This window comes from Erwinia sp. B116 (genome assembly GCF_002865965.1).
GTDB lineage: Bacteria > Pseudomonadota > Gammaproteobacteria > Enterobacterales > Enterobacteriaceae > Erwinia.
Map to the genome: position 1 here is coordinate 287,315 of NZ_JRZZ01000001.1, position 25,633 is coordinate 312,947.

Below are 25,633 nucleotides of genomic sequence, written 5' to 3' on the forward strand. Positions count from 1 at the left end.
CCCCCCTTATTTCAGTAAACGGTCAAGCTGGCTGATGTCGTGGTTGTTGTGCAGGTGCGGCACCGTCCAGCCGTGGCGGTCATAGTCGGCCAGGCAGCGGTCAACCATCGCCATCATGCCCTTCATGCTGCCCGAGCCCTGCGCGTGGCGCAGGCACTGCAGGCGCACCTCATCCTGACTGCCGGCATAGTTAATTTCATACAGCTCGTGGCGGCCGCCAAACTCGCTGCCCATCGCGTCCCACATCAGCTTGAGGATCTTGATACGCTGTTCGTGGTCCATACCGTTGGAACCGCGCACGTACTGCGCCAGATAGCGGTCGATCTCCGGGTTGTTCAGGTCACGCACGCTGGAAGGCAGGTAGATCAGCCCGCTGGCAACGTTGCTCTCAATGATGTTTTTGATTTTGCTGTAGGCCATGGGTGCCATCACCCGGTAGGTCTGCATCGCCTGCATATCCGGCAGCCAGGCACCGTTTTTCCACGGCTGTGCTTCTGCGGCCATCGCATCGCTGAGCGACCAGAACAGGTTGCGCCACGCCACCACTTCGCCCAGCGCCGCCTGCACGCCGCGAAACTCAATGACGCCGGTACATTCGAGGCTTTTCTGCAGCATCGCGGTGATGAAATCAAGCTTCACCGCCAGCCGCACGCAGGCCTGCATCGGATAGAGGCGGGCAAAACCGGCCTCGATGCTCCAGCGGCGGCAGCGGTCAAAGTCGCGGTAGACCAGCACGTTCTCCCACGGGATCAGCACGTTATCCATCACCAGAATCGCGTCGTTTTCATCAAAGCGGCTGGAGAGCGGATAGTCGAACGGCGATCCGGTCGCGCCGGCCACCAGTTCAAAGGAGGCGCGGGAGATCAGCTTAACGCCGTCGGCATCCATCGGCGCGATAAACATCAGCGCAAAGCTGGGATCGTCGCCCATCACCTGCGCCGAGCCGAAGCCGATAAAGTTGTAGTGGGTCAGCGCCGAGTTGGTGGCCACCACCTTGGCGCCGCTGACGATAATGCCGGCGTCGGTCTCCTTCTGCACCTGCACGTAGACGTCTTTCACCTCGTCCGCCGGCTTGTGGCGATCGATCGGCGGGTTAACGATGGCGTGGTTAAAGTAGAGGCCGGCTTCCTGAATGCGCTGATACCAGCGGCGCGCGTTGTCGGCGTACTCGCCGTAGAACTCCGGGTTGGCGCCCAGCGAACAGCAGAACGCCGCCTTGTAGTCCGGCGAGCGGCCCATCCAGCCGTAGCTGAGCCGCGACCAGTCGGCGATCGCATCGCGCTGCTGGCGGATCTCCTGCGCCGAGCGGGCAAAGCGGAAGGTGCGGTGGGTGTAGCCGCCGTTGCCGGTATCGGTCTGCCAGCACAGCCGGTCGATGCTCTCCGGCGCGTGCAGCGCGTCGTACAGCTGCGCCACGGAAGCGGCGGCGTTGCGAAACGCCGGATGGGTGGTGACGTCTTTGACCCGTTCACCGTAGATAAAGATTTCACGGCCGTCCTGCAGGCTGTTAAGGAACTCGGCGCCGGTAAACGGGCGGTTGCTGGCGGAGCGGTGGGCTTCAGGTTGCATGGTTCTGCCTCATTATAGTGACGACGTCGCCTCGGCGAGCGTCCGGTTTGTTATCTGAGTGATTTTTTCTGTTAACCGATTTAAGCGCTGCAAGGCGGCGTGCGGAAGAGACGTTTCAGGCGATTGCGGGTACTTTTCACCGGCTCCGGCGCTTACCGGTTGCGGAACTCGCTCGGCGAGCAGCCCGCCATACGATGAAAAAAACGGGCGAAATAGGCCGGATCTTTGTAGCCCAGCGCCCAGGCGATCTGGTGCACGCTGTCGCTGCTGTAGCGCAGCAGGCGTTTAGCCTCGCGCAGCACCCGCTCGAAGATCAGCCGTTTCGGCGACTGGTTGGCAAAGCGCCGGCACAGCCCGGTGAGCCGCGATTCGCTGACGCCCAGCTCACGGGCGTAGTCCGGCACCGCCAGATGCTGACGATAATGCTGGTCGATCATACGGTTAAAGCGCTGAAACTGACGCATCTCGCCGCGCACGCCGCAGGGGCCGTGCTCCCACGGCGGCGCTTCGCGCAGCAGCAGGGTAAACAGCGCCTGCGCCAGCGCGTTAAGTGCCAGCTCGCGCCCGGCCGCCGCGCCGCTGAACTCTGCCGCGATCAGCGGCCAGTAGTGATCCAGCGCGGCCAGCGTCAGGGGTGAGGCGGCCAGCGACAGGCAGACGCCCGCGCGGTTGATGGTGTCCGCCTGACCCGGCCACAGCTTTTCCGCCAGCGACCACACCAGCTCCTGGCGCACCGTTAAGACGTGCCCATCGCTGTCCGCTTCGGTAATAAACGCGTGCGGCACCGATGGCGGCGTCAGGATAAACAGCGGCGCGCAGACGTCGTAGAGATGGTCATCCAGCTGCAGGGTGATCTTACCGGTGGCGAGATAGTGCAGCTGGAAATAGCGATCGTGCCAGTGCGCGTGCATATCGCGGCCGAAGAAGTGCGCCAGCCGGGCGAAGGTTTCATAGTGCACTTCGGCATCGGCGTAGCCTGAGTCATACGCTTTGCTGATATCGATATTGTCACCGCCAGCGCTCATCGCTCCTCCTTAGCGCAACGGATGCGACCGCGCGGCCAGCGGCGTCGGTTGCCGGCCTTCCCCGTTCATCGGAATGCGGCTCAGTACCACTGCGCCCAGCACCAGCAGCCCGGCCACCAGCCACAGCCCGGCGTTGAAGCTGCCGGTGGCGTCGCGCAGAATACCAATCGCCAGCGGGCTGACCGCCGAGCCGATGTTGCCCACCGCGTTGATCGCCGCCAGCGCCAGCGCCCGGGCCTGAAAGCTGATAACGCGGTCCGGGGTGGTCCAGAACATCACCATCGCGGTAAAGGAGCCGGAGGAGGCGATGATAATGCCCAGCAGCTGTACCAGCGGATGGGCGGTGGCGGAGGCCAGCAGCCAGCCTGCGGCCGCAAACAGGTAAGGGATCAGCGTATGGCGCTTGCGCTCCTGGCGGCGGTCAGAGCGGCGGCTCCACAGGATCATCGCCACAATGGTTACCAGCTGCGGAATGGCGGCCAGCATGCCAATCACGATATTGCTGCTGCCGGCGTTAACACTTTTAAGGATCTGCGGCGTCCAGATGTTGATCGCACTTAAGGTGTTGGCAAGGCAGAAGTAGGCCAGCGTGTAAAGCAGCACCAGCGGCGTCAGCACCTCGCGCCACGGCGGTCTGGCCTCGCCAGCGTCGGCGGGCGGCGCGGTGCGTTCGCGCTCAAGCAGTGCGATCAGCAGCCGTTTCTCCTCCGGCCGCAGCCAGCGCGCCTGCTGCGGCCGATCGTCAAGGAAGAACCAGGTGACAACGCCCAGCAGCACCGAGGGTGCGCCCTCCAGCAGAAACAGCCACTGCCAGCCTTTCAGGTTCCACAGGCCGTCCAGCGCCAGAATATAGCCGGACAGCAGCGAACCGAACATCATGGTCACCGGCATGGCGATCATAAACAGCGCGTTGGCGCGGGCGCGGTATTTTGCCGGGAACCACCAGGTAAGATAGACGAGGATCCCCGGCAGGAAGCCGGCTTCGGCGATGCCCACCAGCATGCGCAGCAGATACAGCGACGTGGCATCAGTGGCAAACAGGGTGCAGGTGGAGGCGATGCCCCACAGCACCATAATTCCGGCGATCCAGCGCCGCGCGCCGACAATCCCCAGCATCAGATTACCGGGAATGCCGCACAGCACATAGGTGACGTAGAACAGCGCGGCGGCCAGGCCGAACAGGGTGGAGCTGAGCCCGAGATCCTTGCCCATGGTCAGACCGGCAAAGCCGATATTGATCCGGTCAAGGAAGGAGAAAACAAACAGCACAAACAGAAAGGCGATCAGGCGGCGGAACAGTTTTTTCATCAGCCGCCGTTCGGTGGCGGCCGGACCGTTCTGCTGAGGGTGGTCAGGGGTCACGGACATGTTTTCTCCTCAGGGGATCAGTAAACCGTCGGTTCTGCGGCGGCGCTGCCGCCCGTCGGGGAAATAAAGCGTGCCGCCAGCGCTTCGGCGCCGCGGGCCAGCAGGGTGGTATCGACGCCGACCGCCACAAACAGCGCCCCCAGGTCAAGATAGTGTTGCGCCAGCTTTTTATTGGCCATCAGGATGCCCGGGGCTTTGCCTGCCGCGCGGATCGCGGTAATGCAGCGCGCGATCGCCGCCTGCACCTCGGGATGGCCGGGATTACCGGCAAAGCCCATATCGGCGCTGAGATCGGCCGGGCCGATAAACACGCCGTCGACGCCTTCCACCGCCAGAATCGCCGCCAGGTTATCCACCGCCTCGCGCGTTTCGATCTGCACCAGCAGGCAGATCTGATCGTTGGCGCGGAGCAGATAGTCAGGCTCGCGGTTCCAGCGCGAGGCGCGGGCCAGCGCGCTGCCGACGCCGCGGATGCCCTGCGGCGGGTAGCGACAGGCGCGTACCGCCTGCTGCGCCTGGGCGGCGTTCTGTACCATCGGCACCAGCAGCGTCTGCGCCCCGGTATCCAGCAGTTGTTTAACGATCACCGGGTCATTCACCGGTGGCCGCACCACCGGATGACTGGGGTAGGGGGCGATCGCCTGCAGCTGGCAAAGGATCGAGCGCACGTCGTTCGGCGCGTGCTCGCCGTCAATCAGCAGCCAGTGAAAACCGGCCCCGGCCAGCAGCTCGGCGCTGTAGCTGTTTGCCAGCCCCAGCCACAGCCCGATCTGCGGCTGTTTATCGGCAAGCGCCTGCTTAAATGCGTTATGTGGCATGGTGCCTCCTCAGACAAACCGGCAGCTGATGGCCCCCATCGGGCCGTAATCGACGTGGAAGGTGTCGCCCTGGCGCACCGCGACCGGACGGGTGAAGGAGCCGCCGAGGACCACCTGGCCGGCCTCCAGCTGTACGTCGTGCGCGGCCAGCTTATTGGCCAGCCAGGCGACGCCGTTGGCCGGGTGATTCAGCACCGCGGCGGCGACCCCGGACTCCTCAATCACCCCGTTGCGGTAGAGCAGCGCTGAGATCCAGCGCAGGTCCAGCGCGTCGGGTTTGATCGGCCGCCCGCCCATCACCACCCCGGCGCTGGCGGCGTTGTCGGCGATGGTGTCGAACACCCTGCGCGGCCGCTGGGTTTCCGGGTCGATGCCGTGGCAGCGCGCGTCGATAATCTCCAGCGCCGGAATGATGTAACCGGTGGCGTTATACACATCGAACAGCGTGCAGCCGGGGCCGCGCAGCGGTTTTGCCAGCACAAAGGCCAGTTCAACTTCGAGCCTGGGGACGATAAAGCGCTCGACAGGAATGTCGCTGCCGTCGGCGAAAAACATATCGTCGAGCAGCGCGCCGTAGTCCGGCTCGTCAATCTGCGAGCTGGTCTGCATAGCCCGTGAGGTCAGGCCGATTTTATGGCCCTTCAGCGTGCGGCCTTCGGCGATCTTTGTCGCCACCGATGCGCGCTGGATGGCGTAAGCATCTTCAATACTGATATCAGGATGGCGCAGTGACAGCTGTCGAACCTGTTCCCGGCTCTGCTCTGCCTGGCGCAGTTCGCGTGCCAGCTGCTGGCGGACTTGTGGGGTTAACATAACGGGCTCCTTAATCCTTGCGGAACAGTGCGTGAACGTTGTTCTGTTTAAAGTTGAGCACTTCGGGCAGTTCCTCCACCGCCAGCGACAGCGCCAGGTAACGTTCGGCCATCAGCGGGGCAAAATGCGTTTTAATCAGGGCAAACAGGTCGTTCATCACCGGCTGCAGCTGGTCCGGCGTGCGGCCATGGCCGATTTTCAGCGTCATATGCACAAAGGCGTAGTCGTGCCGGCCGTCCGCCATCTGCCAGGTGTCGATCCAGTGGGCGCGGCTGCGGATGCCGCCCAGCGGAAACAGGCCGCTGCCGGCCAGCAGCAGGCTGACCTGCGCAAACAGCGCCGGCAGCTGCGCCTGCTGGCGGATATTGTCGGTACATTCGGTAATAAAATGCGGCATAACGGGCTCCGGATGAGGCGCTGGCCGGTGCCAGCGCCTGCTGATTACAGGGTATTGCCGAGCTTAAAGCCCTGATCGGTGTCGCCCTTGCGGGTGTAAGAGAAACCGTCGGCACCGATGGTCACCGCCATCTCGCTGGGATCGCTGCGCTCCACCACCGGCTGCGGCGTGCCGTCCAGCCTCAGCACCCGCGAGCCTTCGCTGTACCAGCTCGGCACCACCGGGTTGCCCCACCAGTCGCGGCGCTGGTTGTCGTGCACGTCCCAGCTGACCAGCGGGTTATCCGGGTCGCCGGTGTAGTAGTCCTGGGTGTAGATCTCAATGCGGTGCCCGTCCGGGTCGCGGATGTAGAGGTAGAAGGCGTTGGAGACGCCGTGCCGGCCTGGGCCGCGTTCGATGGCGTCGGACCGGCGCAGCGCGCCGAGCTTGTCGCAGATCGCCAGGATATTGTGCTTTTCGTGGGTGGCGAAGGCGATATGGTGCATGCGCGGCCCGGCACCGCCGGTCATCGCGGTGTCGTGCACCGTGGATTTACGCCGCACCCAGGCAGCGTAGACCACGCCGCTGGCATCGCGGATATCTTCGGTGACGCGAAAGCCCAGCCCCTGGATATACGCCACCGCCAGCGGCACGTCCGGGGTGATCTGGTTGAAGTGATCAAGGCGCACCAGAGACCCGGGGGTATACAGCTCGTAGCGCCAGGCCAGCCGCTCCACGTGCTGAACCTCACAGAAGAATTCGTACGGGAAACCGAGCGGGTCCTCCACGCGCACCGCGTCGCCGATGCCCCTGACGAAGCCGTTGGTGCGGCGCTCGGTTTTACAGCCCAGCGCCTGGAAATACGCTTCGGCGCGGTCGACGTCCTGCGGGCTGCGCACCCGGTACGCAAAGGCGGCCACCGCCGCCACCGGCCCTTCGCGCAGCACCAGGTTGTGGTGAATAAACTCCTCCATTGCGCGCAGATAGAGGGTTTTGTCATCTTCGGCGGTGACGTGCAGGCCGAGAATATCGACGTAAAACTCGCGGGATTTTTTCAGGTCGGTGACCTGCATTTCCATATAGGCGCAGCGCAGAATATCCGGCGGCGGCAGGGTGGCGGTCAGCGTTGTTGTGGTCATAGTCGGCTCTCTTCTGGATCGGGCCGCCCGATAAGGGGCGGCAGTGATGCGTGACGTGCTCTGCATCAACGGTCAGCGCCTGCCCGGCTGGCACCGGCGCGTTGCCGCAGGCAAACGCTACACGCCCCATTTCGGGATGGGGTGATTGCCCATCGAGATGCAGACGTTTTTCATCTCGGCGAACACCTCGAAGCTGTACTCACCGCCTTCGCGGCCGGTGCCGGAGGCTTTAACGCCGCCGAACGGCTGGCGCAGGTCGCGGACGTTCTGCGTATTGACGAACACCATCCCGGCTTCAATATGGTGGGCGAGGCGCAGCACCTTGCTGACGTCCCGGGTCCAGATGTAGGAGGCGAGGCCGTACTCGACGTCGTTGGCCAGCCGCAGGCCTTCGGCCTCGTCTCTGAACGGCAGCAGGCAGGCCACCGGACCGAAGATCTCCTCCTGCGCCACGCGCATGCGGTTATCCACGTCGGCCAGTACGGTAGGGCGCAGAAAGTTGCCATGGGATAACCCGGCCGGGCGGTCCGGGCCACCGGCCACCAGTTTTGCGCCTTCATCAATGCCGAGGCGGATATAGCCGGTGACCTTTTCCCAGTGCTGCTGCGTGATCATCGAACCCACCTGGGTTTGCGGATCGGTCGGGTCGCCGACGCGCAGGCGGTTGGCGCGCTCCGCAAAACGCTTAACAAACTCGGGGTAGATGCTCTGCTGGATAAAGATGCGCGAGCCGGCGGTGCAGCGCTCGCCGTTCAGCGAAAAGATGGTGAACAGCGCGGCGTCCAGCGCGCGCTCGATGTCGGCGTCCTCGAAGATCAGCACCGGCGATTTGCCGCCCAGCTCCATTGAATACTTCTTCAGCCCGGCGCTCTGCATAATCCTGCGCCCGGTGACGGTGCCGCCGGTGAAGGAGATGGCGCGCACGTCGTGGTGGCGCACCAGCGCATCACCGGCGGTGGCCCCGTAACCCTGCACCACGTTCAGCACTCCGGCGGGGATGCCGGCCTCCAGCGCCAGCTCGCCCAGCCGGTCGGCGGTGAGCGGCGACAGTTCGGACATCTTCAGCACCGCGGTGTTACCCAGCGCCAGGCAGGGGGCGGTTTTCCAGGTGGCGGTCATAAAGGGCACGTTCCACGGCGACACCAGCGCGCAGACGCCGACCGGCTGCACCAGCGTGTAGTTGAGCATCTGGTCGTCGACCGGGTAGCTGCGGCCGTTCATCTGCTGGCAGATCCCGGCAAAAAATTCGAAGTTGTGCGAGGCGCGCGGGATCAGCACGTTTTTTGTCTGGTGGATCGGCAGGCCGGTATCGGCGGTTTCCAGCGCGGCAATCTCCGGCACGTTTTCATCGATCAGCTCGCCAAGCCGGCGCATCAGACGCGCACGCTCCTTCATCGGCGTATTGGCCCATTTCGGGAAGGCCCGCTTCGCCGCGTCTACCGCCTGGTGGATCTCCCGCTCGCCGCCGGAGGCGACCTCGGCCAGCACCTCGCCGGTGGCCGGGTTGCTGGTGGTGAAGTACTCCGCGCTGGCCACGCGTTTGCCGTCGATCCAGTGGTCTATCCTGTTCATTGCAGGCTCTCCTCAAACTGTTGTTCGCTGACGATATGATTAACCAGGCGGCCGACGCCTTCGATCTCCACCACCACCTCATCGCCGGGCCGCACGTCGGCCAGCCCTTTCGGCGTGCCGGTGGCGATCATATCCCCCGGCTGCAGGGTCATAATTTCGCTGAGGTACGCCACCAGAAACGGCACGTCGAATACCATGTCGCGGGTGTTGCCCGACTGCCGCAGCTCGCCGTTAACCCAGGTCTTCAGCCACAGATTCTGCGCGTCGGGTACGTCGCGTCGCGGCACCAGGCCGGCGTGCAGCGGGGTCAGCGTGTCGCGGCTTTTCACCCGCAGGTTGGGTCGGTAGTAGTTTTCCAGGTAATCGCGGATCGCGTAGTCGTTGCACAGCGTGTAGCCCTGTACGTACTCCAGCGCCCGCTCGCGGCTGACGCTGCGCGCGGTTTTGCCGATCACCACCACCAGTTCGGCCTCGTAGTGCATGTAGCCGACGTTGTCCGGCCGCACGCTGACGGCGTTATCACCGGTGATGCTGTTCGGCGCTTTGATAAACACCAGCGGCTCCGCGGGCGGCGTAAAATCCAGCTCGCTGGCGTGATCGGCGTAGTTGAGGCCGAGGGCGAAGAAGGTCGGGTGGCCGTCCGGCTGGGTCGTGGCGTCGGCCGTGCGGGTAAAGGTGTTACGCAGCGGCGGCAGGCCGGCGGCCTTAATCACCACTTCGTCCCCGTCGTTGACGGCCACGCGCTGCTGCGGGGTGCCGAGCAGGATCAGGTCGCCCGGCTGCAGCGTCACAAAATCGCTTAATGCGGCGATCAGCGCTGCGGCCCCGCGCTGCAGCTCAGACGTGGACCAGCACTGCACCACCACGCCGTTGATCTCGGTAATGATGTCCAGCGCGCTGGCGTCGGCCAGCGGCACGGTTTCGCCCAGCGGACAGAAGCCGTCGCGGCACTTGGCCGCGATCGCCGGCCGGTAAAAACTCTCTTCCGCCAGGCTGACCTCGTTAGCCAGCGCATACCCGCTGATACAGCCTGTGGCCTGCGCCACCGTGACCTTACGCGCCGTTTTCCCGATCGCCACCGCCAGCGTACCGCCGCTGAAGGTGGGCAGCCCGGCAAGGCTTATGGCATCGCCGCTGCGGCGGTGGGTATTACGCGGCTTGATAAACCACACCGGTGACTGCGGCGGTTGCTGATAAGGCGGCTGGCGGAAGCGGTCGGCCCACGCGTCGATTTGTGAGTGATGGTTGAGGGCAACGGAAAAAACGGATCGTTTCATCATTATTCCTTGTGCTGGGGTAACGCCTTTGCCACTTCGTTAATATGTTAATGATCGGTTATAAGATCGTTTGCGTTCAGCGGGTCAATATCGTGGAAACGGGGATCAACAACGTTGCCGGGGGTGCTGTAAAGCCGTGAAAGGCCTTTTCAGATGGGATTACGGGTGGTATTGCGCACTAATTGTTAATTTTTTGTTATTTCAATTGTGATGGGCGTCACTTTGTTAATATGTTAACGATATGGTTTTTTTGGGCGCGTTTGTTCACAAAAATCCGGGCGGTCAGCGCCGTCAGGCCGTATACTCCCGGTAGAGCCAATCCCCCACCGCAGAGCGCGACCGAGATGACCGATTCCCTGACCATTGCTTTACTTCAGGCACGCGAGACGGCGATGGGCTATTTTCGCCCGATCCTCAACCGTCATAACCTGACCGAGCAGCAGTGGCGGATTATTCGCATCCTCGCTGAACACCGGTCGCTGGACTTTCACGCGCTGGCGCAGCAGGCCTGCGTGCTGCGCCCGAGCCTGACCGGCATCCTCACCCGCCTGGAGCGGGATGGCCTGGTACTGCGCCTGAAACCGCTGAACGATCAGCGTAAACTGTTCGCTTCGCTGACCCCGGCGGGGCAGACGCTCTATCAGCAGGCCTGTCATGAGGTTGACGCCGGTTACCGGCGGATTGAGCAGCAGTTTGGCCCGCAAAAAATGCAGCAGCTCAGGCAGTTGCTGCAGGAGTTTAATGCTCTGAACGGCGGGGAAGGGACGCAGGAGGACGATCGGGAACTGACGGGTTGAGCGGGTTGTGTGGCCTGGGGCAGCTATCGCGCGTGCCTCTCAGCCTCAAAAAAACAGACCCTGACGGGCCTGCCTGATAACGTTGTGCTTACCATGCTTACCATGCTTACCATGCCGGACATGGGGCACGTGTCAGCGGCGGGTTAGCCTTTATGCTGCATCACGCCAACGATTTCCGCGACGGTCTCCGCCAGCCGTTCGCCGCGCCTGTAGCTTTGCAACGCCTTATCACCGCCCGCGACGACCGACTGTGGGCGTTCAATAAATCTGCCCATTGGCGTGAAGTTCTCGTCCATCACCGCCACAAATTGTTCCAATTGATAATTGATATGTGTTTATTCGTCTGGTGAATAAATTGAACGCCACCGATGATAAACAGGCGGAGGTTGACGCGGGGGATGCCACGTTGCAGTCTTGATATTAATTCCAGCCTGAGGACCGCTCAAATGCAACAAGAGCAGCTGCCTGTCGTACTTATCCCGGGATTTATGCTCGACGAGACGCTGTGGGATGAGTTTATCAGCGTCTATCCGGACAGCCGTCGTTTTATCAGGGCAAGCCTGAGCCAGACCATAGCGGAAATGGCTGGCCATATTGCCGGTGGACTTCCGGAGCGCTTTGTTCTTGCTGGCTTTTCGTTAGGTGGCTATGTAGCACGGGCAGTCGCCGAGGCATTTCCCCAGCGCACAGCAGGCATGATCCTGATTGCCACCTCCCTGCGCGAGGATTCACCTGAACAGCGCGCGCGGCTTGAAGCCGCTTCCCGTGTCGCACTTTCCGGAGACTTTAAGGGCATCAGCCCCGGCGCGGTCAAAAGGTCCCTCCACCCTTCCCGTCACGGTGATGCCGCGTTAATTCAGAAAGTTCGTGAGATGGGAAAACGACTCGGCGCGGAGGTGTTCAGAACACAGTCCGGACTGGAGCGTAACGGCATCACCCTCAGGCCGGTTTCCATCCCGGTGATGGTGGTCGCAGCAGGTCAGGATCAGCTCCGGTCCGATGAGGAGGCGGCGGAACTCGCGGACTGCTTCGGATGTGACGTTCATGTTATCGAAGGAAGTGGTCACCTGATCCCGCTGGAAACCCCCCGGGAGCTTGCACGGTCTGTTTATACCTGGCTGCAAACGTCAGGGCTGTAGCCGTAATGGTTTCAGAGCATTTCGCAGGCCGGCAGGATTTTTTCACGTAGCCAGAGAGGCGGCACATTCCGGGTAACCCCGGCGAGACGATGCGCTGTTTGCAGATCTTCGTGCGCCCGGCCGAAAGCGGGCTGGTGCCGCAGGTGCAGTTTCACGACGTCGGCACGCCTTACAGTGAAAATAGCTGGAGAACCCTTGCCGACCCCGATCACGCACCGTTAATTTTCCGCTCTCAGACCTGGCTGCAGGATACCCGGCTGGAAAAAGATCATACGCTGATGCTGCCACCGGTTCCGGTCAGCAGCGCTGTACGGCTGCTGTATCTGTTTGCGGGCAGCGCGCAGATCGGCGATATCACTCTCGGGGCGGGTGAAAGCGTGATTATTGAGGATCAGACCCGCCACCCGATCATCGCCCGGGAAAGCAGTGACCTGGTTCTTTTCACCACCGATCCGGCGGCAAACGTTTTTCGCGGTGGCATGTTCAGCGGCAATGTGCGTTCACATCTGTAAAAGGGCGTTCTCCGTCGGTTACCGGCGCAGAACGCCGGTGAGGTCATAGCTTATGCCGGCCGCGCGGCCGACGGCCCGTATCAGGCGTTCTGCCGCATGATCCCGACAATCTCACCGACCGTCTCCGCCAGCCGTTCACCGCGCTTGTAACTCTGCAGCGCTTCGTCACCGCCCGTCACCACCGACTGTGGGCGTTCGATAAAGCTACCCAGCGGCGCGAACTCTTCATCCAGCACCGCCACAAACGGGATCTTCACCCGCTCAACGCCAAAGGCGTCTTTAAACGGCGCATCGGCCTGCGCCCGGTTAAGAATGCCAAGCTGTGCGTCGGGATAGCGCTGGGTTAAGGCCCGGATCGCGGGCAGGTTGCGCTGGCAGTCCGGGCACCACATTTCGGCGGCCACCAGCAGGGTGAAGCGGCCCTTCAGCGCGGCAATTTGTGCTTCAAGTTCAGGGCTGAGAAAATCCGCTTGCTGAGTTTTGTCCTGATCGCGGCGTAGCGCGGCGATCTCTTCCGCCGAGCCCTGGCTGACAAACTCAGCGTAATCAACGCTGTATCCGAATAAGGTTTTAAAATCTGCCACGCGGTTGCTCCTGTTTTGATTGCGGATCGTCCGATCTGCCGTTAAGTGTATCATGCCTGAATCACCGGCCTTACAGAGTCAGGCTCTTAATTCTGCCCTGAGGGGGATGGTTTTAAGAGAGAAAAAGAGTCTGGATAGGATGAAAAATTCCGCTCGCCGGCTGCCGGATACGCCAGAAATTACGTTGTGCTAGCCGATTACTCAAGGGCTTACGATGAAGTGCAAGGGGAACTGTCGTCGGGGATTAAATATGTACCAGCAGAATAACGCCCCCACGAGGATATCCGCGCGGGGGAAATAATAAGCGCTTCTGTCGAGCCGGCTAAATCCCATTCACCCGACCAAACAGCGTCATCCTCTCTGCCGCCCGTTCCGGGTTATCCAGCAGCCCGGCCGCATCGGCAAGGCGGAACAGCTCGCAGTAGTGGCCGAGGCTGCGCGCGCTCTGGGAGCCGGCCAGCATTGAGAAGTGATCCTGATGGCCATTGAGCCAGGCGAGAAACACGATGCCGGATTTGTAGAACTGGGTCGGGCTGGTGAAGATATGACGCGCCAGCGGCACGGTCGGGGCGAAAATCCGTTCGTAAGTCTGGCGATCGCCCGCCGCCAGCGCGTGCAGCGCCGCCGCCGCCGCCGGGGCGATGGCGTCAAAAATGCCCAGCAGCGCGTGGGAGTAGCCCTGCTCGTCGCCGGCGATCAGTTCGGGGTAGTTGAAGTCGTCGCCGGTGTACATTTTCACCGTCGGCGGCAGCTGGCGGCGCATCTCCACTTCACGATCCTTATCCAGCAGCGAAATCTTGATGCCGTCGACCTTCGCCGGGTTGGCGCGGATCGCCGCCAGGCACACCTCCATCGCGCTGTGGATGTTGTCGCTGCCCCAGTAGCCGCGCAGCGCCGGGTCAAACATATCCCCCAGCCAGTGCAGCACCACCGGTTCGCGTACCTGGCGCAGCAGGGTATCGTAGACCCGCAGATAGTCGTCCGGGCCGCGGGCGATCGCCGCCAGCGCCCGGCTGGCCATCAGGATAATGCGGCCGCCGCAGGCCTCAATCGCCGCGATCTGCTGCTCATAGGCGGCGATCACGTCATCGACGGTCAGCCCGCTGAAGCGGGTCAGGTGATCGGTGCCGGCCCCGCTGGCCACCACCGCGCCGGGAAAGGCTTTCGCCTGTTCGACGCTGCGCTGAATTAACGCCAGGCTGGCCGGCCAGTCGAGGCCCATGCCGCGCTGGGCGGTGTCCATTGCTTCGGCAATGCCGAAGCCGTGGGCGAACAGATGGCGGCGATAGGCGAGGGTGGCGTCCCAGTCAATCGCCATATCGCGGCTGGGGTGCTGCATACGCCGCACGTCGGCCACCACGTGGGCGGCGGCAAACGCCTGGCGGTTAAAACGCGGTTGTGCGGGCGCGGACCAGCGCCGTTCGCCCTGAATCTGATAGTCGCTGACCCGGCCCTGCGCATCCAGTAAACGTAGGTGATTGCTCTTCATTATTGATTCCTTGTGATTAGTGTTTAGCCAGATGGCCGCGCGGTAGCGCGTCAGCGGCGGCGGTAGCGGACCCAACCGGCAGCTTGCGCACGCCGAACAGCACCACGCTGCTGCACAGGATCACTCCGGCGGCGGCCAGCCACACCGGCTGCAGCGTATAGGTCTGCGCGTAGTAGCCGGCGACGATCGGCGAGATCCCGCCGGCCGCCATGCCCATATTCATCACAAAGCCGATCGCCGACCCGCGCAGCGACGGCGGCACCAGCTCGGCGGTCACCGACAGTACGATTGGCGTGACAGGGTAACCGAGGAAGCCCAGCAGCATCACCAGCACCACCACCAGCGGTACCGACGGCGTCAGGGCCATGGCGGCCATCAGCACGCCGCTGGCGGCGGTGATCGCCATCAGGATATTGCGGCGGCGAACAAAGTCGCCTTTGTCGCAGTAGCGGCCAAGCAGGAAACCGCCCAGCGCGCCGGTCAGGCCGAGCAGGCTGGCGATGGTGCCCGCCATGCCGATCGACAGGTTTTTTATCTGCATCAGGTAGCTTGGCGCCCACAGCAGCACGATCCACCAGCCGGCCAGCAGCACAAAGTAGTAGGCGGCCATCAGCAGCACCGGCGCATGGCGGAACAGGGTGCGCAGCGGCACTTTTTCCGCCGCCTGACGGGCCAGCAGATCGGCCGGTTTACGGTCGTTTTTCACCAGCACCGCATACAGCAGCGCGACCAGTATTCCCAGGCCACCGGCAACATAAAACACCACCCGCCAGCCAAACATTGGCCCGAGCACTGCCCCCATCCAGGTGCCGAGAAAACCGCCGATCGGGTAGCCCATCCAGTAGAGAGACATCACCGTGGTGCGCTGCTTCTCGCTGGTGACGTTGGCCACCTCCAGCGAGGCGGCGGGCCAGAAGATGCCTTCACCGATGCCGGTCATCACCCGGTAGAAGATCAGGCTGGTCAGGCTGCCCGCCACGCCGGTAAACACCGTGGCCAGCGAGAACATCATCAGACCGAGGATCAGCACCGGCTTACCGCTGAGCTTGTCGGCGATGACCCCGGAGATAAACAGAAAGACGATAAAACCAAAGAAGAACGACGACAGCAGAATGCCGCTCTCCGCTTTGCCAAGGCCAAATTCACCGGCGATCAGGCCGATGGCCGACGACACCGTCATGCGGTCGACCGAGTACATCATGTAGCCCAGCCCGCACAGCACGGTAACCAGGATCATCTTGCGGGTATCTGTATTCATATCTTCCTCGACAAGTCTGCGGACCGACGAAAACAGCTGAGTTCAGCTCTGTCAGATACGAAAAAGGGACTGCACGCCTGCGCAAGCGGGCGCTCAGCCGTGTTCGAGATGACGGGCCTTGCAGGTACGCAACACCTCGTCCGGATCCTGCTGCCACCAGTTCAGCCGGGAAAAAATCTCCACCTCATGGAAACCCTGATAGCCTTCGGCTTCCACCTGCTGGCGCAGGCCGCGAATATCAATCACGCCGTCGCCCATCATGCCGCGATCGGACAGCATATCCTGCGTGGGGTTGAGCCAGTCGCAGATATGGAAGGCCAGCAGGCGTTTCTGCCCGGCGCGTCTGATCTCGCGGGCAAAGCCGGCATCCCACCAGGTGTGATAGACGTCGACGGCGATGCCGAGCCCGTCGTCACCCAGCCGGTCGCACAGGTCGTTGGCCTGCTGCAGGCTGTTGACGCAGGCGCGGTCGGCGGCGTACATCGGATGCAGCGGCTCAATCGCCAGCGGCATGCCGCGCGGCCGCGCATAGTCGAGCAGCGCGGCCAGCCCGTCCTCCACCTGCCGGTGCGCGCCGTTGAGATCTTTTGACCCTTCCGGCAGCCCGCCGACCACCAGCACCAGGCAGGCGGCGTTCAGCTCCAGCGCTTCATCCACCGCGCGATGGTTATCGTCCATTTTTTGCTGGCGCTGCTCGCGGCTGCTGGCCGGAAACATGCCGCCACGGCAGTAGCCGGTGACGGTCAGATCGTGTTCGCGCATCAGGCGCGCGGTGGGCTGTAACCCAAGCGCGCTGACCTGATCGCGCCACGGTGAGATGCCGCGGATCTCATGGCGGGCGCAGCCTTCAATAATCTGCTGCAGGTTCCACTGCTGGCGCACGGTGGCGGTATTCAGCGACAGCTGTTCGGGTTTTGGCGTTTGCATATTCCTCTCCTCAGCGCTCCAGCGACGGCACGTCAACCCAGCGGCGCTCTTTCCAGCTCTGCAGCGCCAGGTCAACCAGCTGCAGCCCCTTGGCCCCTTCCAGCAGGCCCCAGCGGTAGTCGCCTTCGCCCCAGACGTGGCGCAGGAACAGCTCCCACTGCACCTTGAAGGCGTTGTCGTAGTGCTGCGTGTCAGGCACTTCGGCCCAGTCGTCAAAGAAGTTGTGCGTCTGGCGCTGGTCCGGGTTCCACACCGGTTTGGGGGTGTTGACGCGGCTCTGGGTGACGCAGTCGGTCAGCCCGGCCACCGCAGAGCCGTTGACCCCGTCCACCTGGAAGGTCACCAGGTCATCGCGGCGCACGCGCACGCACCACGAACTGTTAATCTGCACGATCGCGCCGTTATGCAGTTCGAAGGTGGCGTAAACCGCGTCGTCGGCGGTGGCCGGGTAAGGCTGCTGCTGCTCGTCCCAGCGCTGTGGGATATGGGTGGCGCCGAGGCAGCTCAGGCTTTTGATCTCGCCAAACAGGTTGTCGATCACGTAGCGCCAGTGGCAGATCATATCGAGGATGATGCCGCCGCCGTCTTCGCTGCGGTAGTTCCACGACGGCCGCTGGGTCGGCTGCAGGTCGCCTTCGAACACCCAGTAGCCAAACTCGCCGCGCACCGACAGCACCTTACCGAAGAAGCCTGATTCGTTAAGCAGTTTCAGCTTCTGCAGCCCCGGCAGCCACAGCTTGTCCTGCACCACGCCGTGACAGACGCCTTTTTCGCGGGCGAAGTGATACAGGCTCAGCGCCTCATCCAGCCCCATCGCCACCGGTTTCTCGCTGTAGACGTGCTTGCCTTTGCTGATGGCCTTCTTCAGCAGCCCCGGACGCGCCTGGGTGGTGGCTGCATCAAAGAAAATAGTGTCCGACGGATTATCCAGCGCCTCGTCAATGCTGGTGCCCCAGCGGCTGATGCCGTACTCCTGCGCCAGCGCGGCGATCTTCTCCGCGTTGCGGCCGATCAGGATCGGGTCCGGCATCAGGCGATCGCCGTTGGCCAGCAGCACGCCGCCCTGTGCACGTATCGCCACAATCGAACGGATCAGATGCTGGTTTTTACCCATACGTCCGGTAACGCCGTGCATAATGATGCCAACGGGAATCTGAGCCATTACTTTCACCTCGCGATATGTTTAGTGTGCCGGGGCCGCTGTGACCGACCGCGGAATTTCAGAGAATCAACAGGGACAACCGGGCTGAAAGGGCAGATACTGATTTCAACTAACCGGTTGATGAAATCACTATAGGTCGATAATTCACCGCCTGGGGTGATCGGATTCACATAACCAACTAGTTAGTTGAAAATTATTTTTATCCGTTTTCATCGTCAGTTCTGACGCTATACTTGCGAAAAAGTACGCGAACCCGGAGGGGGAACAGCTGTGGCTAACAGGATGGTTAAGGATAAGAACGATGTGGCAGACAAGCAGAGCCGCATCCTGCAGGCGGCGCGTGCTGAATTCGCCGAGAAGGGCTTTGACGGTGCCCGCGTGGACAGTATTGCCGAACGGGCGCAGGCCAATAAGCAGCTGATCTACTACTACTTCGTTAACAAAGACCAGCTCTTTACCCGGGTACTGGAAGAAGCCTACCGCGATAAACGCCAGCAGGAAGCGGCGCTGGATCTCGACCGTTTTCCGGCGAATGAGGCGATTCTGCAGCTGGTGGATTTCACCTGGCACTACTATCTGAAGAACCCCGAGTTTATCCGCCTGCTCAACAGCGAAAACCAGCTGAAGGCCCGCCACCTGCAGGGGCTGGACAGCCCGGTGGAGCTGAACAGAAGCTGGATCGACATCACTCAGGGGCTGCTGGAGCGCGGCTGGCGCGAAAACAACGTGCGCAGGAATATCGCTGCCATGCAGCTGAATATCACGATTTCTGCGCTGGGTTTCTTTTATCTGATTAACCAGTCCACGCTGTCGATTATCTACCAGACCGATCTGGGTGAGCAGTCCGCGCTGGATGAACATCTGCGGGTGATGAAAGAGTGTGTTGCAGCGTGGATCAGGCCGTGATGTGCGTTTGCCACAGCTGATGCTGTGGCGGCCTGGCCCCATTTCCGGGCTGTCCGCCGGTGTGGACACCCGCTGCGAAATACCCGACCCGAATACGATGCAATGCACATGCTGGCCCGGGCGTTGTGACAGTGTCACTGACACAGGCGGTGAAGACCGCTGAGCCTCGCTGTGGGCCGTAGACTGACCAGACCGTCTCCGGCGGTCTTCTGACGATTAACAGGTGAAGCATGAATAACTCGTTTTCCCCACGCGCGCTGCTACAGCAGATGTTCCTGGCAGCGATTGAATCCGCTCAGCCGCAGCATACCATCCCGCAGTTTCTTCCCGCCGATCGCACTGGCCGCCTGGTGGTTCTGGGTGCGGGCAAAGCCTCTGCGGCGATGGCGCGGGCGGTAGAGGATCACTGGCTGGGCGAACTCAGCGGGCTGGTGGTCACGCGTTACGGCTACAGCGTGCCCTGCCGCGCGGTAGAGATAGTGGAGGCGGCGCATCCGGTGCCGGATGAAGCGGGGTTGCAGGCAGCTGAGCGTATACTGGCACTGGCGCAGGGGCTGGGCGAGCAGGACACCGTGCTGTGCCTGATCTCCGGCGGCGGCTCGTCGCTGCTGCCGCTGCCGCTGGAGGGCATAGCCCTGGCGGACAAACAGCAGATCAACCGCGACCTGCTGCGCTCCGGTGCCACCATCAGCGAGATGAACCTGGTGCGCCGTCATCTCTCCGCCATCAAGGGCGGGCGGCTGGCCGCGGCCTGTTACCCGGCGAAGGTGATTACCCTGCTGATCTCCGACGTGCCGGGCGACGATCCGGCCGATATCGCCTCCGGTCCGACGGTGGGCGATGCCAGCAGCTGCGCTGATGTGCTCGCCATCCTTGAACGCTACCAAATCAGCGTACCGGCTGCCGCCCGCCGCCGGCTGGAGAGTGGGGAAGCTGAAAGCATCAAACCGGGCGATGCGCGGCTGGCGAGGAATGAGGTGCATCTGATTTCCACGCCGCAAATGGCGCTGGAGGCAGCGGCGAAAATCGCAGCGGAGCAGGGTATCACGGCACATATCCTCAGCGACCGAATTGAGGGCGAGGCGCGCGACGTGGGTAAGGTAATGGCGGCTGTCGCCCTGCAGGTGGCCAGCCACGGTCAGCCGTTCAGCAAGCCCTGCCTGCTGCTCTCCGGCGGTGAAACCACCGTCACCGTGCGCGGCAGCGGTCGCGGCGGGCGCAACGTCGAGTTTCTGCTGTCGCTGGGGCTGGCGCTGGACGGCGCAGAGCGGGTCTGGGCGCTGGCCGGCGATACCGACGGGGTGGACGGGCAGGAGGAGATTGCCGGCGCTTTTCTGGCACCGGACATGCTGCAGCGTGCCCGTGACCAGGGCATCGCACCGCGCGCGGCGCTGGACAACAACGACGGCCACGGCTTTTTCGGCGCGCTGGGGGATGCGGTGATCACCGGGCCGACGCTGACCAACGTTAATGATTTTCGCTGCGTGCTGATCCTTTAAGCCCTGTATTTTTTGAACCGCTGAAGCATAATCTGCCCGACCGTATGTGCCGGCTGCCGTGAAATTCGCGGCGGCGGCCTGTTCTCAGTGGCTTATGGCGCGTTGTTGGGGGGCCGCCTGGAAAACGGAAACAGAATAACGGGTCCTTTGCAACCGAGTCCCAGAGTGGACACCTCTAGCCCTGATTTACCTGAAAAACGTTTTTGTATTGAATGAACGCCTCTTTTATCGCAGCTTAAACATCAAGTTTGCGGCCTGTCAGCCATTCCACCATCGCCGGGTCACGGTGTGAGAAAAAGGCGCTGGTTGCGGTGTCGAGGGCAGCAATCTGCAGCATATCCTCAGAACTGAGTCTAAAATCGAGAATGTCAATGTTCTCTTCCATGCGCTCTTTCCGCACCGTTTTCGCGAGTGAAACGATGCCCCGCTGGAAGATCCAGCGCAGTACCACCTGGCCCACACTTTTGCCGTACTTCTGACCAATTGCCGCTAATACGGGATGCTGGAAGAGACCATTTTTACCTTCAGAAAACGGTGCCCAGGCTTCCGGCTGAATGCCACGGCTTTGATTCCATGGAACCGCATGCAACTGCTGGTTGAAGGGGTTAACTTCAATCTGGTTTACCGCAGGAGCCACTTTGTTGAAGGCGATAAGGTCCGCCAGTCGGTCAGGATGGAAGTTGCTGACGCCAATGGCGCGAATTTTGCCTGCCTGCTGCAGCTCTTCCATAGCACGCCAGGCCCCATGGACATCGCCGTAAGGCTGGTGAATCAGATACAGATCAACGTAATCAAGTTGCAGCCGATTCAGGGAGCGTTCGAATTGTGCTTTAGCGCCCTCATAATTTGTATCCTGCAGCCATAGCTTGGTCGTTACAAAGAGTTCGCTACGTGCGATACCGGTCTGTTTCAGTGCGTTCCCGACCTGAGTTTCATTCTGGTAGGACGCTGCGGTATCGATCAGGCGGTATCCTGTATCGATAGCATCAGTCACGGCTCTTTCGCATTCGGCGGCATCCGTCATCTGGAAGACACCAAAGCCCAGAAGGGGCATTTCTATACCGTTGTTCAGTTTTACAGTTTGCATGGCGTTATCCTTCAGCTGTTGTGTAGGAGAAGCATAACGCAAAGTTATTTATTCTATTATAGGGGGTAGTTAACTAGGGTTTATTAGATGTATTCATTAATCTTTGCAGGGCTGACGGTCTGCTTTGTGCGCAAAGTAAACCGCCATATTCAACACCTTTTTCCGGCAGGATTAGGCCACTTTATTTTTATAAAGATGATGTTTGTATTGAGCCTGCAATAATGAAGGCTCAATACTGGTTCTTCCTATTGCAGGTCTTTTTCCTTCAGGAATTTACTCACCAAATCGGCAATCTGCACATTATTGAGGTCAGAGAACGGAAAGTGGGTATTCCCTCTGATTCCCACTTCAGGCAGATGCGTCACCGTCACATCCCCGCCATGCTTGTTCACCACATCACGCCACTCGCGAGCCATCGCCAGTCTTACGCGCCAGCTGTCCTGCGCGGGCATGGCGACAGGTTTATCCGGTATGTTATCGCCGTAAATAACCAGAATCGGGATTTTGGTCAGTGCCATAAACTGCTCCATCGGAACAGGCTCACCCTTCAGCGTGTCGAACGCGCCTGGCATAGGGGCAGGAAGTTCTTTTTCCGGGAAGACAAAGCTGCTGCCAGGCTCAAAGGCGACAATGGCTTTGACCTTGTCGTTTTTCATCGCCGTGTACCAGCCTGGTCCGCCACCCTGAGAGTGGGTGAAGAGGATCGCCGGGCCGGATTTATCCACTACGGCGGACATTGCATCAGAGATAACATTGATATCAAACGGCCCGGTATTCGGGGTCATCTGACGGAAATACTGGTTCAGCGCTTCTTTGTCGTGAGAGAACTGAACACCTTTAAAATACTCTGGCCACACGCCAACGCGGAACTGGTTGAACCACATCTGTTCATCCGGTTTAGGCGTAACCGTACCTTCTACAGTAGTGCGCCCGGCGCTGCCCCGGCGTGGCTGATCGACAAGATAGGTTGAGAACCCGCGACGCAGGAATATGTTCTGGAAACCTTCGCGACCATCCGGGGTGCTTTCCCAGGTACGGGAGAACTGACCTGCGCCGTGCAGCATGACGATAGGGTATTTATGCGGATTCTCCGGGATTTGGTAGAACACAGACGCATGATCGCCATGGTAGGTTTGGCCAGCAGAGTTCAGCGGCTTTTTCGCGTCAAATGTTCCTGGTGCGGTGATGATAGTGCCACCCGCAGAAAAGCTTCCCTGTTCCTGAATGACCAGCGGCTCGGCATATACCGACTGAGCCATCAGGCCACCCGCCATCACGCAAATGGCCAGCGTTTTTAAGATCGTCTTCAAGATTACATCCTCTGTTATGTTTGCCGTTCAATCATATCTGAGTTGTCAGCGTTAATTATTTAGCACCCCTGATTGCCCTTATCTGGCAGACTCATGAATGCGGACGATTAACTACGTATCGTTTCTAACCAACTGTTTACCTTTTCTGTAGTTCTTCGCTCCTGGTCGCATTCAGGGACCAGCAGTTTTTCCCGGCGCGCAGTTGGGTCGAGTCCGGCAAGGATGTCGTCGCTGTCTCCTTTACCTTAGCCACCGTGAGTATTGTTTGCGAGCGCCTGTTGCAGTGCCTTTTCAGCTCGCGTTGCTGCATCACTTTCGCCATGTTCACGCAGAACCTGTGCCAGCTGGCGCAGCTGCGCTGCCGTCAGGCCGACACGCATGCTGGCTCGCGTATGCGATAACAGCTGGGCTTCAACCCCAGGTGTTGCCGCTAATGCGCCAACCGTTGCCAGCTCGCGGCTTTGCCAGTCGAGGTTATCGCGAGCGAAAATGTCGCCGAACAGATGCGTTTGCAGGAACTGATTAATGACCGGGGCAAAATCAAACAGAGGTCCCTGGACGGGAGCGCCTGAGATTTTCGTCTGGTTTGCGGTGCCGATACGACGAAGCTCATCCCCGACAGGGATTGGGGCGATCGGTTCTTTTCCCTCAACATCCTTGATGCCACGTTGTTTACGTGCACTGGCCACCTTCATGAGTTCATTAAGTGCGTTCAGGCTACGAGGGAAGCCCGTATAGGCATAGAGCTGGACGAGAATCTCTTTGGTTTCATTTATGGTGAGCCCTGCATCAAGCCCCTGATTCAGTGCTGCATTCAGCTTATCCATCTGACTGCTGGCCATCGATGCCGCAATCAACGGGATGGCCTGCTCGCGAACCGACAGCGTATCGGAAACGGTTTGTTCGTGGTTCATTTCTGAGGTTCCTTTATTGGCGGGCGCAGCATTTGCCGAGAGACTAAAACCAAACGTCAGCAGTACCGCTGCCGTTAATGCCTTAATGAGCGTGATATTGTTCATCTGTCACTAACTCCTTCCAGTTAACGCTTTTACCATCCACAATCCCGGTTATCGCCAGATGCGTCATCGCGCTGCCGGGTGCTGCTCCGTGCCAGTGTTTGACGCCCGCCGGGCAGGAAACAACGTCACCCGCGCGGATGACCTGCACCGGCTGGCCTTCCTGTTGGGTGAGTCCAACACCAGAGGTCACAATCAGCCGCTGACCTGCCGGATGCGTATGCCAGGCAGAGCGGGCTCCGGGTTCAAAGGTGACATAAGCCCCTGACACAGTGATGTCGTTATCAGGCTTGAAGAGAGGATCAACCCGGACGCGACCGGTAAAGTTCTCTGCTGGCCCATACACCGCGTTCTGACTTCCTGCGGGTGCGATATGGACAACGGGATTTTGCTCCGCAGCCCAGGATGAAAAGGTGAAGAAGGGCAGTAACAGCCCGAGGTAACGTAAATGTCCGATCATGCAAAGCGTCCTTATCATTGAAGAGGCGGATTGCCTGCGATGATTTTATCGAGAGGGTAATGACGTCAGGCTGACGCCTTCCTGACAATTCTGTCAGTTATCCCGGGTCCCGGCTCAGCGCCGGATTGAGCATTACCCGCCACTTTATTCGCATGTATCGCAAAGGTGAGGCCAAATGTATTGATGCCACCTTCACTACGCGCAAAGACGTCCCCCCTGTGCATAATGGCGACGGCACGCACGATCGACAGGCCCAGCCCATGATGGGTATCACTCCTGGCTCGGGATGTGTCAACGCGATAGAACCGCTCGAAAAGCCGGTGTAAGTGCTCTGGTGCTATCGGATCGCCAGGGTTTGAAACTTCAACACAAGCCTGATGACCTTTTTCGCTTAACTGCACCGTAACCGTACTTTTGGTCGGTGAATGTCTTGCGCTATTTTCCAGTAAATTAGCCAGTGAGCGGTGGAACAGTCGTCGGTCGATGTGCGCGGTGACGTCGCCCTCCACTTGCAGAGAAAGCTGTTTTTCAGCAAAAGAGGGTTCAACGTACTCCGCTGTTTTCAGGGTTTCTTCCCGCAGGGACACCTGCGTAAGCTGGGAAGCATGTTCACCCGCGTGAGCATGAGACAGGAACAGCATGTCGTTAACGATCGATGTCATACGTTCAAGCTCCTCAAGATTTGAACCCAGTAACTCTTCCAGTTCATCCTGCGAGCGTCGGCGCGAGAGACCCAGTTGCGTCTGGCCGATAAGGTTTGTCAGCGGTGTACGGAGTTCATGCGCAACATCGGCGTTAAAGCTTTCGAGCTGTCGCCAGGCGATTTCCTGACGCGCTAACACGCCGTTAAAGGATGACGCCAGTTGCTGCAGTTCTTCGGGCAAAGCGCGAGTATTCAGGCGCTGGCCATGGTCACCCGGTGCGAGTTGCCGGGCCTGTTTACTGAGAGCCCCAACGGGACGAAGACCGATCCTTGAGATGATGTATCCCAGTAAGGCGACAATCACGATGCCCAGTGCGACAATAATCAACAGTGTACGAGTGAACGCATCGAGTGTGCCCATGTACGGCGTGGAGTCGATGGCAACCACATAGCGAAGCTCAGGCCTTTCTCCGTTCGCGGGGATGGTTTTCACTAACAGGAACAGTGAGCATGTGCCTTCCGATGCGCCGGGCACTTTATTAAAACCCTCCTGTAAAGAAGACCACTGAACACCAACCGGTGGTGTTCCCCCCATGCTGAAGCGCGGGTTATCGCTCACTATCCAGTAGCGAACGCGCTCACCTTCAGAATTGGTTAACACAGTGAATTTATTGGCCAGCAAAGACCAGCCGTCAGCCGAGGTTCGTGCGGTGATCCACGGACTCATTAATGATTCCCGGAACAACAGTTCGTTGTGCATCTGCTTTTGCAAAGAGTCATGCAAGGAGCTTCTGAGCAGGATACCGATAACGGATACAATCAACAGCGCGGATAAGGCAAACATCAGCGCCAGGTGAACGGAGATGGAACGCTCAGGCATGCTTATC

At 60.6% G+C, this 25,633-nt stretch carries 25 protein-coding genes; 5 read left to right on the forward strand and 20 right to left on the reverse strand.

Going from position 1 to position 25,633, the window contains the following annotated elements:
* Nucleotides 1-6 precede the first annotated feature (6 nt).
* From hpaB to NV64_RS01215, 9 genes are all read right to left on the reverse strand, one after another.
* Nucleotides 7-1,569 carry a 4-hydroxyphenylacetate 3-monooxygenase, oxygenase component gene (gene hpaB / locus NV64_RS01175; protein WP_101505128.1) on the reverse strand — a complete coding sequence of 521 codons (1,563 nt, stop codon included), beginning with the start codon at nt 1,567-1,569 and terminating at the stop codon, nt 7-9.
* A 152-nt stretch (nt 1,570-1,721) separates the two neighbouring features.
* Entirely contained in the window at nt 1,722-2,594 is an 873-nt protein-coding gene (gene hpaA, locus NV64_RS01180; protein ID WP_056237729.1) for a 4-hydroxyphenylacetate catabolism regulatory protein HpaA, read from the reverse strand.
* 9 nt (nt 2,595-2,603) lie between these two features.
* Nucleotides 2,604-3,962, reverse strand: coding sequence for a 4-hydroxyphenylacetate permease (gene hpaX, locus NV64_RS01185; protein ID WP_101505129.1), 1,359 nt, complete (start codon nt 3,960-3,962; stop codon nt 2,604-2,606).
* A gap of 17 nt (nt 3,963-3,979) precedes the next feature.
* The gene (gene hpaI / locus NV64_RS01190; RefSeq protein ID WP_056237736.1) at nt 3,980-4,780 is read right to left on the reverse strand and encodes a 4-hydroxy-2-oxoheptanedioate aldolase; all 801 of its coding nucleotides are present in this window, start codon (nt 4,778-4,780) and stop codon (nt 3,980-3,982) included.
* Nucleotides 4,781-4,789: 9 nt separating this feature from the next.
* On the reverse strand, nt 4,790-5,608 hold the full coding sequence (gene hpaH / locus NV64_RS01195; protein WP_369878849.1) for a 2-oxo-hept-4-ene-1,7-dioate hydratase: 819 nt from the start codon (nt 5,606-5,608) through the stop codon (nt 4,790-4,792).
* Nucleotides 5,604-5,990, reverse strand: coding sequence for a 5-carboxymethyl-2-hydroxymuconate delta-isomerase (locus NV64_RS01200; protein ID WP_101505131.1), 387 nt, complete (start codon nt 5,988-5,990; stop codon nt 5,604-5,606). Before NV64_RS01200 ends, hpaH begins: the two co-directional genes overlap by 5 nt.
* Before the next feature lie 44 nt (nt 5,991-6,034).
* Nucleotides 6,035-7,108: a 3,4-dihydroxyphenylacetate 2,3-dioxygenase gene (hpaD, locus tag NV64_RS01205; protein WP_101505132.1), complete on the reverse strand. Its 1,074-nt coding sequence runs from the start codon at nt 7,106-7,108 to the stop codon at nt 6,035-6,037.
* 117 nt (nt 7,109-7,225) lie between these two features.
* A complete protein-coding gene (hpaE, locus tag NV64_RS01210; RefSeq protein WP_101505133.1) occupies nt 7,226-8,680 on the reverse strand; it encodes a 5-carboxymethyl-2-hydroxymuconate semialdehyde dehydrogenase in 1,455 nt (484 codons plus the stop codon).
* On the reverse strand, nt 8,677-9,957 hold the full coding sequence (locus NV64_RS01215) for a fumarylacetoacetate hydrolase family protein (RefSeq protein WP_101505134.1): 1,281 nt from the start codon (nt 9,955-9,957) through the stop codon (nt 8,677-8,679). The genes hpaE and NV64_RS01215 overlap by 4 nt, the downstream gene beginning before the upstream one ends.
* 344 nt (nt 9,958-10,301) lie before the next feature.
* Here NV64_RS01215 and hpaR point away from each other — a divergent pair, with 344 nt between their 5' ends.
* The gene (gene hpaR / locus NV64_RS01220) at nt 10,302-10,754 is read left to right on the forward strand and encodes a homoprotocatechuate degradation operon regulator HpaR (protein ID WP_056237753.1); all 453 of its coding nucleotides are present in this window, start codon (nt 10,302-10,304) and stop codon (nt 10,752-10,754) included.
* Between the two features lie 143 nt (nt 10,755-10,897).
* Here the strand turns inward: hpaR and NV64_RS23320 are convergent, their stop codons facing one another.
* Nucleotides 10,898-11,071, reverse strand: coding sequence for a hypothetical protein (locus NV64_RS23320; RefSeq protein ID WP_156365601.1), 174 nt, complete (start codon nt 11,069-11,071; stop codon nt 10,898-10,900).
* A gap of 129 nt (nt 11,072-11,200) precedes the next feature.
* Between NV64_RS23320 and NV64_RS01225 the strand changes: the two genes are divergently transcribed.
* A complete protein-coding gene (locus NV64_RS01225; protein WP_101505135.1) occupies nt 11,201-11,893 on the forward strand; it encodes an alpha/beta fold hydrolase in 693 nt (230 codons plus the stop codon).
* A gap of 89 nt (nt 11,894-11,982) precedes the next feature.
* Nucleotides 11,983-12,405, forward strand: a complete 423-nt coding sequence (locus NV64_RS01230; RefSeq protein ID WP_056237763.1) for a hypothetical protein — start codon at nt 11,983-11,985, stop codon at nt 12,403-12,405.
* 80 nt (nt 12,406-12,485) lie between these two features.
* Here NV64_RS01230 and NV64_RS01235 read toward each other — a convergent pair whose 3' ends face one another.
* From NV64_RS01235 to NV64_RS01255, 5 genes are all read right to left on the reverse strand, one after another.
* Nucleotides 12,486-12,989 carry a thioredoxin family protein gene (locus tag NV64_RS01235; protein WP_056237766.1) on the reverse strand — a complete coding sequence of 168 codons (504 nt, stop codon included), beginning with the start codon at nt 12,987-12,989 and terminating at the stop codon, nt 12,486-12,488.
* Nucleotides 12,990-13,311: 322 nt separating this feature from the next.
* Nucleotides 13,312-14,478 (reverse strand): dihydrodipicolinate synthase family protein, encoded by a 1,167-nt coding sequence (locus NV64_RS01240; protein ID WP_101505136.1) that lies wholly within the window; start codon nt 14,476-14,478, stop codon nt 13,312-13,314.
* Nucleotides 14,479-14,494: 16 nt separating this feature from the next.
* A complete protein-coding gene (locus tag NV64_RS01245) occupies nt 14,495-15,736 on the reverse strand; it encodes an MFS transporter (RefSeq protein ID WP_101505137.1) in 1,242 nt (413 codons plus the stop codon).
* Nucleotides 15,737-15,829: 93 nt separating this feature from the next.
* Nucleotides 15,830-16,663, reverse strand: coding sequence for a sugar phosphate isomerase/epimerase (locus NV64_RS01250; protein WP_101505138.1), 834 nt, complete (start codon nt 16,661-16,663; stop codon nt 15,830-15,832).
* Nucleotides 16,664-16,673: 10 nt separating this feature from the next.
* Nucleotides 16,674-17,825, reverse strand: a complete 1,152-nt coding sequence (locus NV64_RS01255; RefSeq protein ID WP_056237779.1) for a Gfo/Idh/MocA family protein — start codon at nt 17,823-17,825, stop codon at nt 16,674-16,676.
* Between the two features lie 270 nt (nt 17,826-18,095).
* On the opposite strand from NV64_RS01255, the gene NV64_RS01260 reads away from it, so the two are divergent.
* Complete coding sequence (locus NV64_RS01260; RefSeq protein ID WP_072166389.1) at nt 18,096-18,731, forward strand: TetR/AcrR family transcriptional regulator; 636 nt, start codon at nt 18,096-18,098, stop codon at nt 18,729-18,731.
* A gap of 230 nt (nt 18,732-18,961) precedes the next feature.
* Nucleotides 18,962-20,230: a glycerate kinase gene (locus NV64_RS01265; RefSeq protein ID WP_101505139.1), complete on the forward strand. Its 1,269-nt coding sequence runs from the start codon at nt 18,962-18,964 to the stop codon at nt 20,228-20,230.
* Nucleotides 20,231-20,465: 235 nt separating this feature from the next.
* Here the strand turns inward: NV64_RS01265 and NV64_RS01270 are convergent, their stop codons facing one another.
* The 5 genes from NV64_RS01270 to NV64_RS01295 form a co-directional block, all read right to left on the reverse strand.
* Entirely contained in the window at nt 20,466-21,317 is an 852-nt protein-coding gene (locus NV64_RS01270; protein WP_056237786.1) for an aldo/keto reductase, read from the reverse strand.
* Between the two features lie 245 nt (nt 21,318-21,562).
* Nucleotides 21,563-22,627: an alpha/beta fold hydrolase gene (locus NV64_RS01275; RefSeq protein ID WP_056237789.1), complete on the reverse strand. Its 1,065-nt coding sequence runs from the start codon at nt 22,625-22,627 to the stop codon at nt 21,563-21,565.
* A 245-nt stretch (nt 22,628-22,872) separates the two neighbouring features.
* Nucleotides 22,873-23,646, reverse strand: a complete 774-nt coding sequence (locus tag NV64_RS01285; RefSeq protein WP_233208891.1) for a carboxymuconolactone decarboxylase family protein — start codon at nt 23,644-23,646, stop codon at nt 22,873-22,875.
* A complete protein-coding gene (locus tag NV64_RS01290) occupies nt 23,624-24,103 on the reverse strand; it encodes a cupin domain-containing protein (protein WP_101505140.1) in 480 nt (159 codons plus the stop codon). Before NV64_RS01290 ends, NV64_RS01285 begins: the two co-directional genes overlap by 23 nt.
* Before the next feature lie 65 nt (nt 24,104-24,168).
* The gene (locus tag NV64_RS01295; protein WP_101505141.1) at nt 24,169-25,626 is read right to left on the reverse strand and encodes a heavy metal sensor histidine kinase; all 1,458 of its coding nucleotides are present in this window, start codon (nt 25,624-25,626) and stop codon (nt 24,169-24,171) included.
* Nucleotides 25,627-25,633: the final 7 nt, after the last annotated feature.

Coding starts and splice junctions, on each gene's coding strand:
- NV64_RS01295 (WP_101505141.1), bottom strand. CDS start 25,626: ATGCCTGAGCGTTCCATCTCCGTTCACCTGGCGCTGATGTTTGCCTTA.
- NV64_RS01200 (WP_101505131.1), bottom strand. CDS start 5,990: ATGCCGCATTTTATTACCGAATGTACCGACAATATCCGCCAGCAGGCG.
- NV64_RS01240 (WP_101505136.1), bottom strand. CDS start 14,478: ATGAAGAGCAATCACCTACGTTTACTGGATGCGCAGGGCCGGGTCAGC.
- NV64_RS01285 (WP_233208891.1), bottom strand. CDS start 23,646: ATGAACAATATCACGCTCATTAAGGCATTAACGGCAGCGGTACTGCTG.
- NV64_RS01270 (WP_056237786.1), bottom strand. CDS start 21,317: ATGCAAACTGTAAAACTGAACAACGGTATAGAAATGCCCCTTCTGGGC.
- hpaR (WP_056237753.1), top strand. CDS start 10,302: ATGACCGATTCCCTGACCATTGCTTTACTTCAGGCACGCGAGACGGCG.
- NV64_RS01255 (WP_056237779.1), bottom strand. CDS start 17,825: ATGGCTCAGATTCCCGTTGGCATCATTATGCACGGCGTTACCGGACGT.
- hpaI (WP_056237736.1), bottom strand. CDS start 4,780: ATGCCACATAACGCATTTAAGCAGGCGCTTGCCGATAAACAGCCGCAG.
- hpaX (WP_101505129.1), bottom strand. CDS start 3,962: ATGTCCGTGACCCCTGACCACCCTCAGCAGAACGGTCCGGCCGCCACC.
- NV64_RS01230 (WP_056237763.1), top strand. CDS start 11,983: ATGCGCTGTTTGCAGATCTTCGTGCGCCCGGCCGAAAGCGGGCTGGTG.
- NV64_RS01265 (WP_101505139.1), top strand. CDS start 18,962: ATGAATAACTCGTTTTCCCCACGCGCGCTGCTACAGCAGATGTTCCTG.
- hpaB (WP_101505128.1), bottom strand. CDS start 1,569: ATGCAACCTGAAGCCCACCGCTCCGCCAGCAACCGCCCGTTTACCGGC.
- NV64_RS01250 (WP_101505138.1), bottom strand. CDS start 16,663: ATGCAAACGCCAAAACCCGAACAGCTGTCGCTGAATACCGCCACCGTG.
- NV64_RS01245 (WP_101505137.1), bottom strand. CDS start 15,736: ATGAATACAGATACCCGCAAGATGATCCTGGTTACCGTGCTGTGCGGG.
- NV64_RS01290 (WP_101505140.1), bottom strand. CDS start 24,103: ATGATCGGACATTTACGTTACCTCGGGCTGTTACTGCCCTTCTTCACC.
- NV64_RS01215 (WP_101505134.1), bottom strand. CDS start 9,957: ATGAAACGATCCGTTTTTTCCGTTGCCCTCAACCATCACTCACAAATC.
- hpaA (WP_056237729.1), bottom strand. CDS start 2,594: ATGAGCGCTGGCGGTGACAATATCGATATCAGCAAAGCGTATGACTCA.
- hpaE (WP_101505133.1), bottom strand. CDS start 8,680: ATGAACAGGATAGACCACTGGATCGACGGCAAACGCGTGGCCAGCGCG.
- hpaD (WP_101505132.1), bottom strand. CDS start 7,108: ATGACCACAACAACGCTGACCGCCACCCTGCCGCCGCCGGATATTCTG.
- NV64_RS01225 (WP_101505135.1), top strand. CDS start 11,201: ATGCAACAAGAGCAGCTGCCTGTCGTACTTATCCCGGGATTTATGCTC.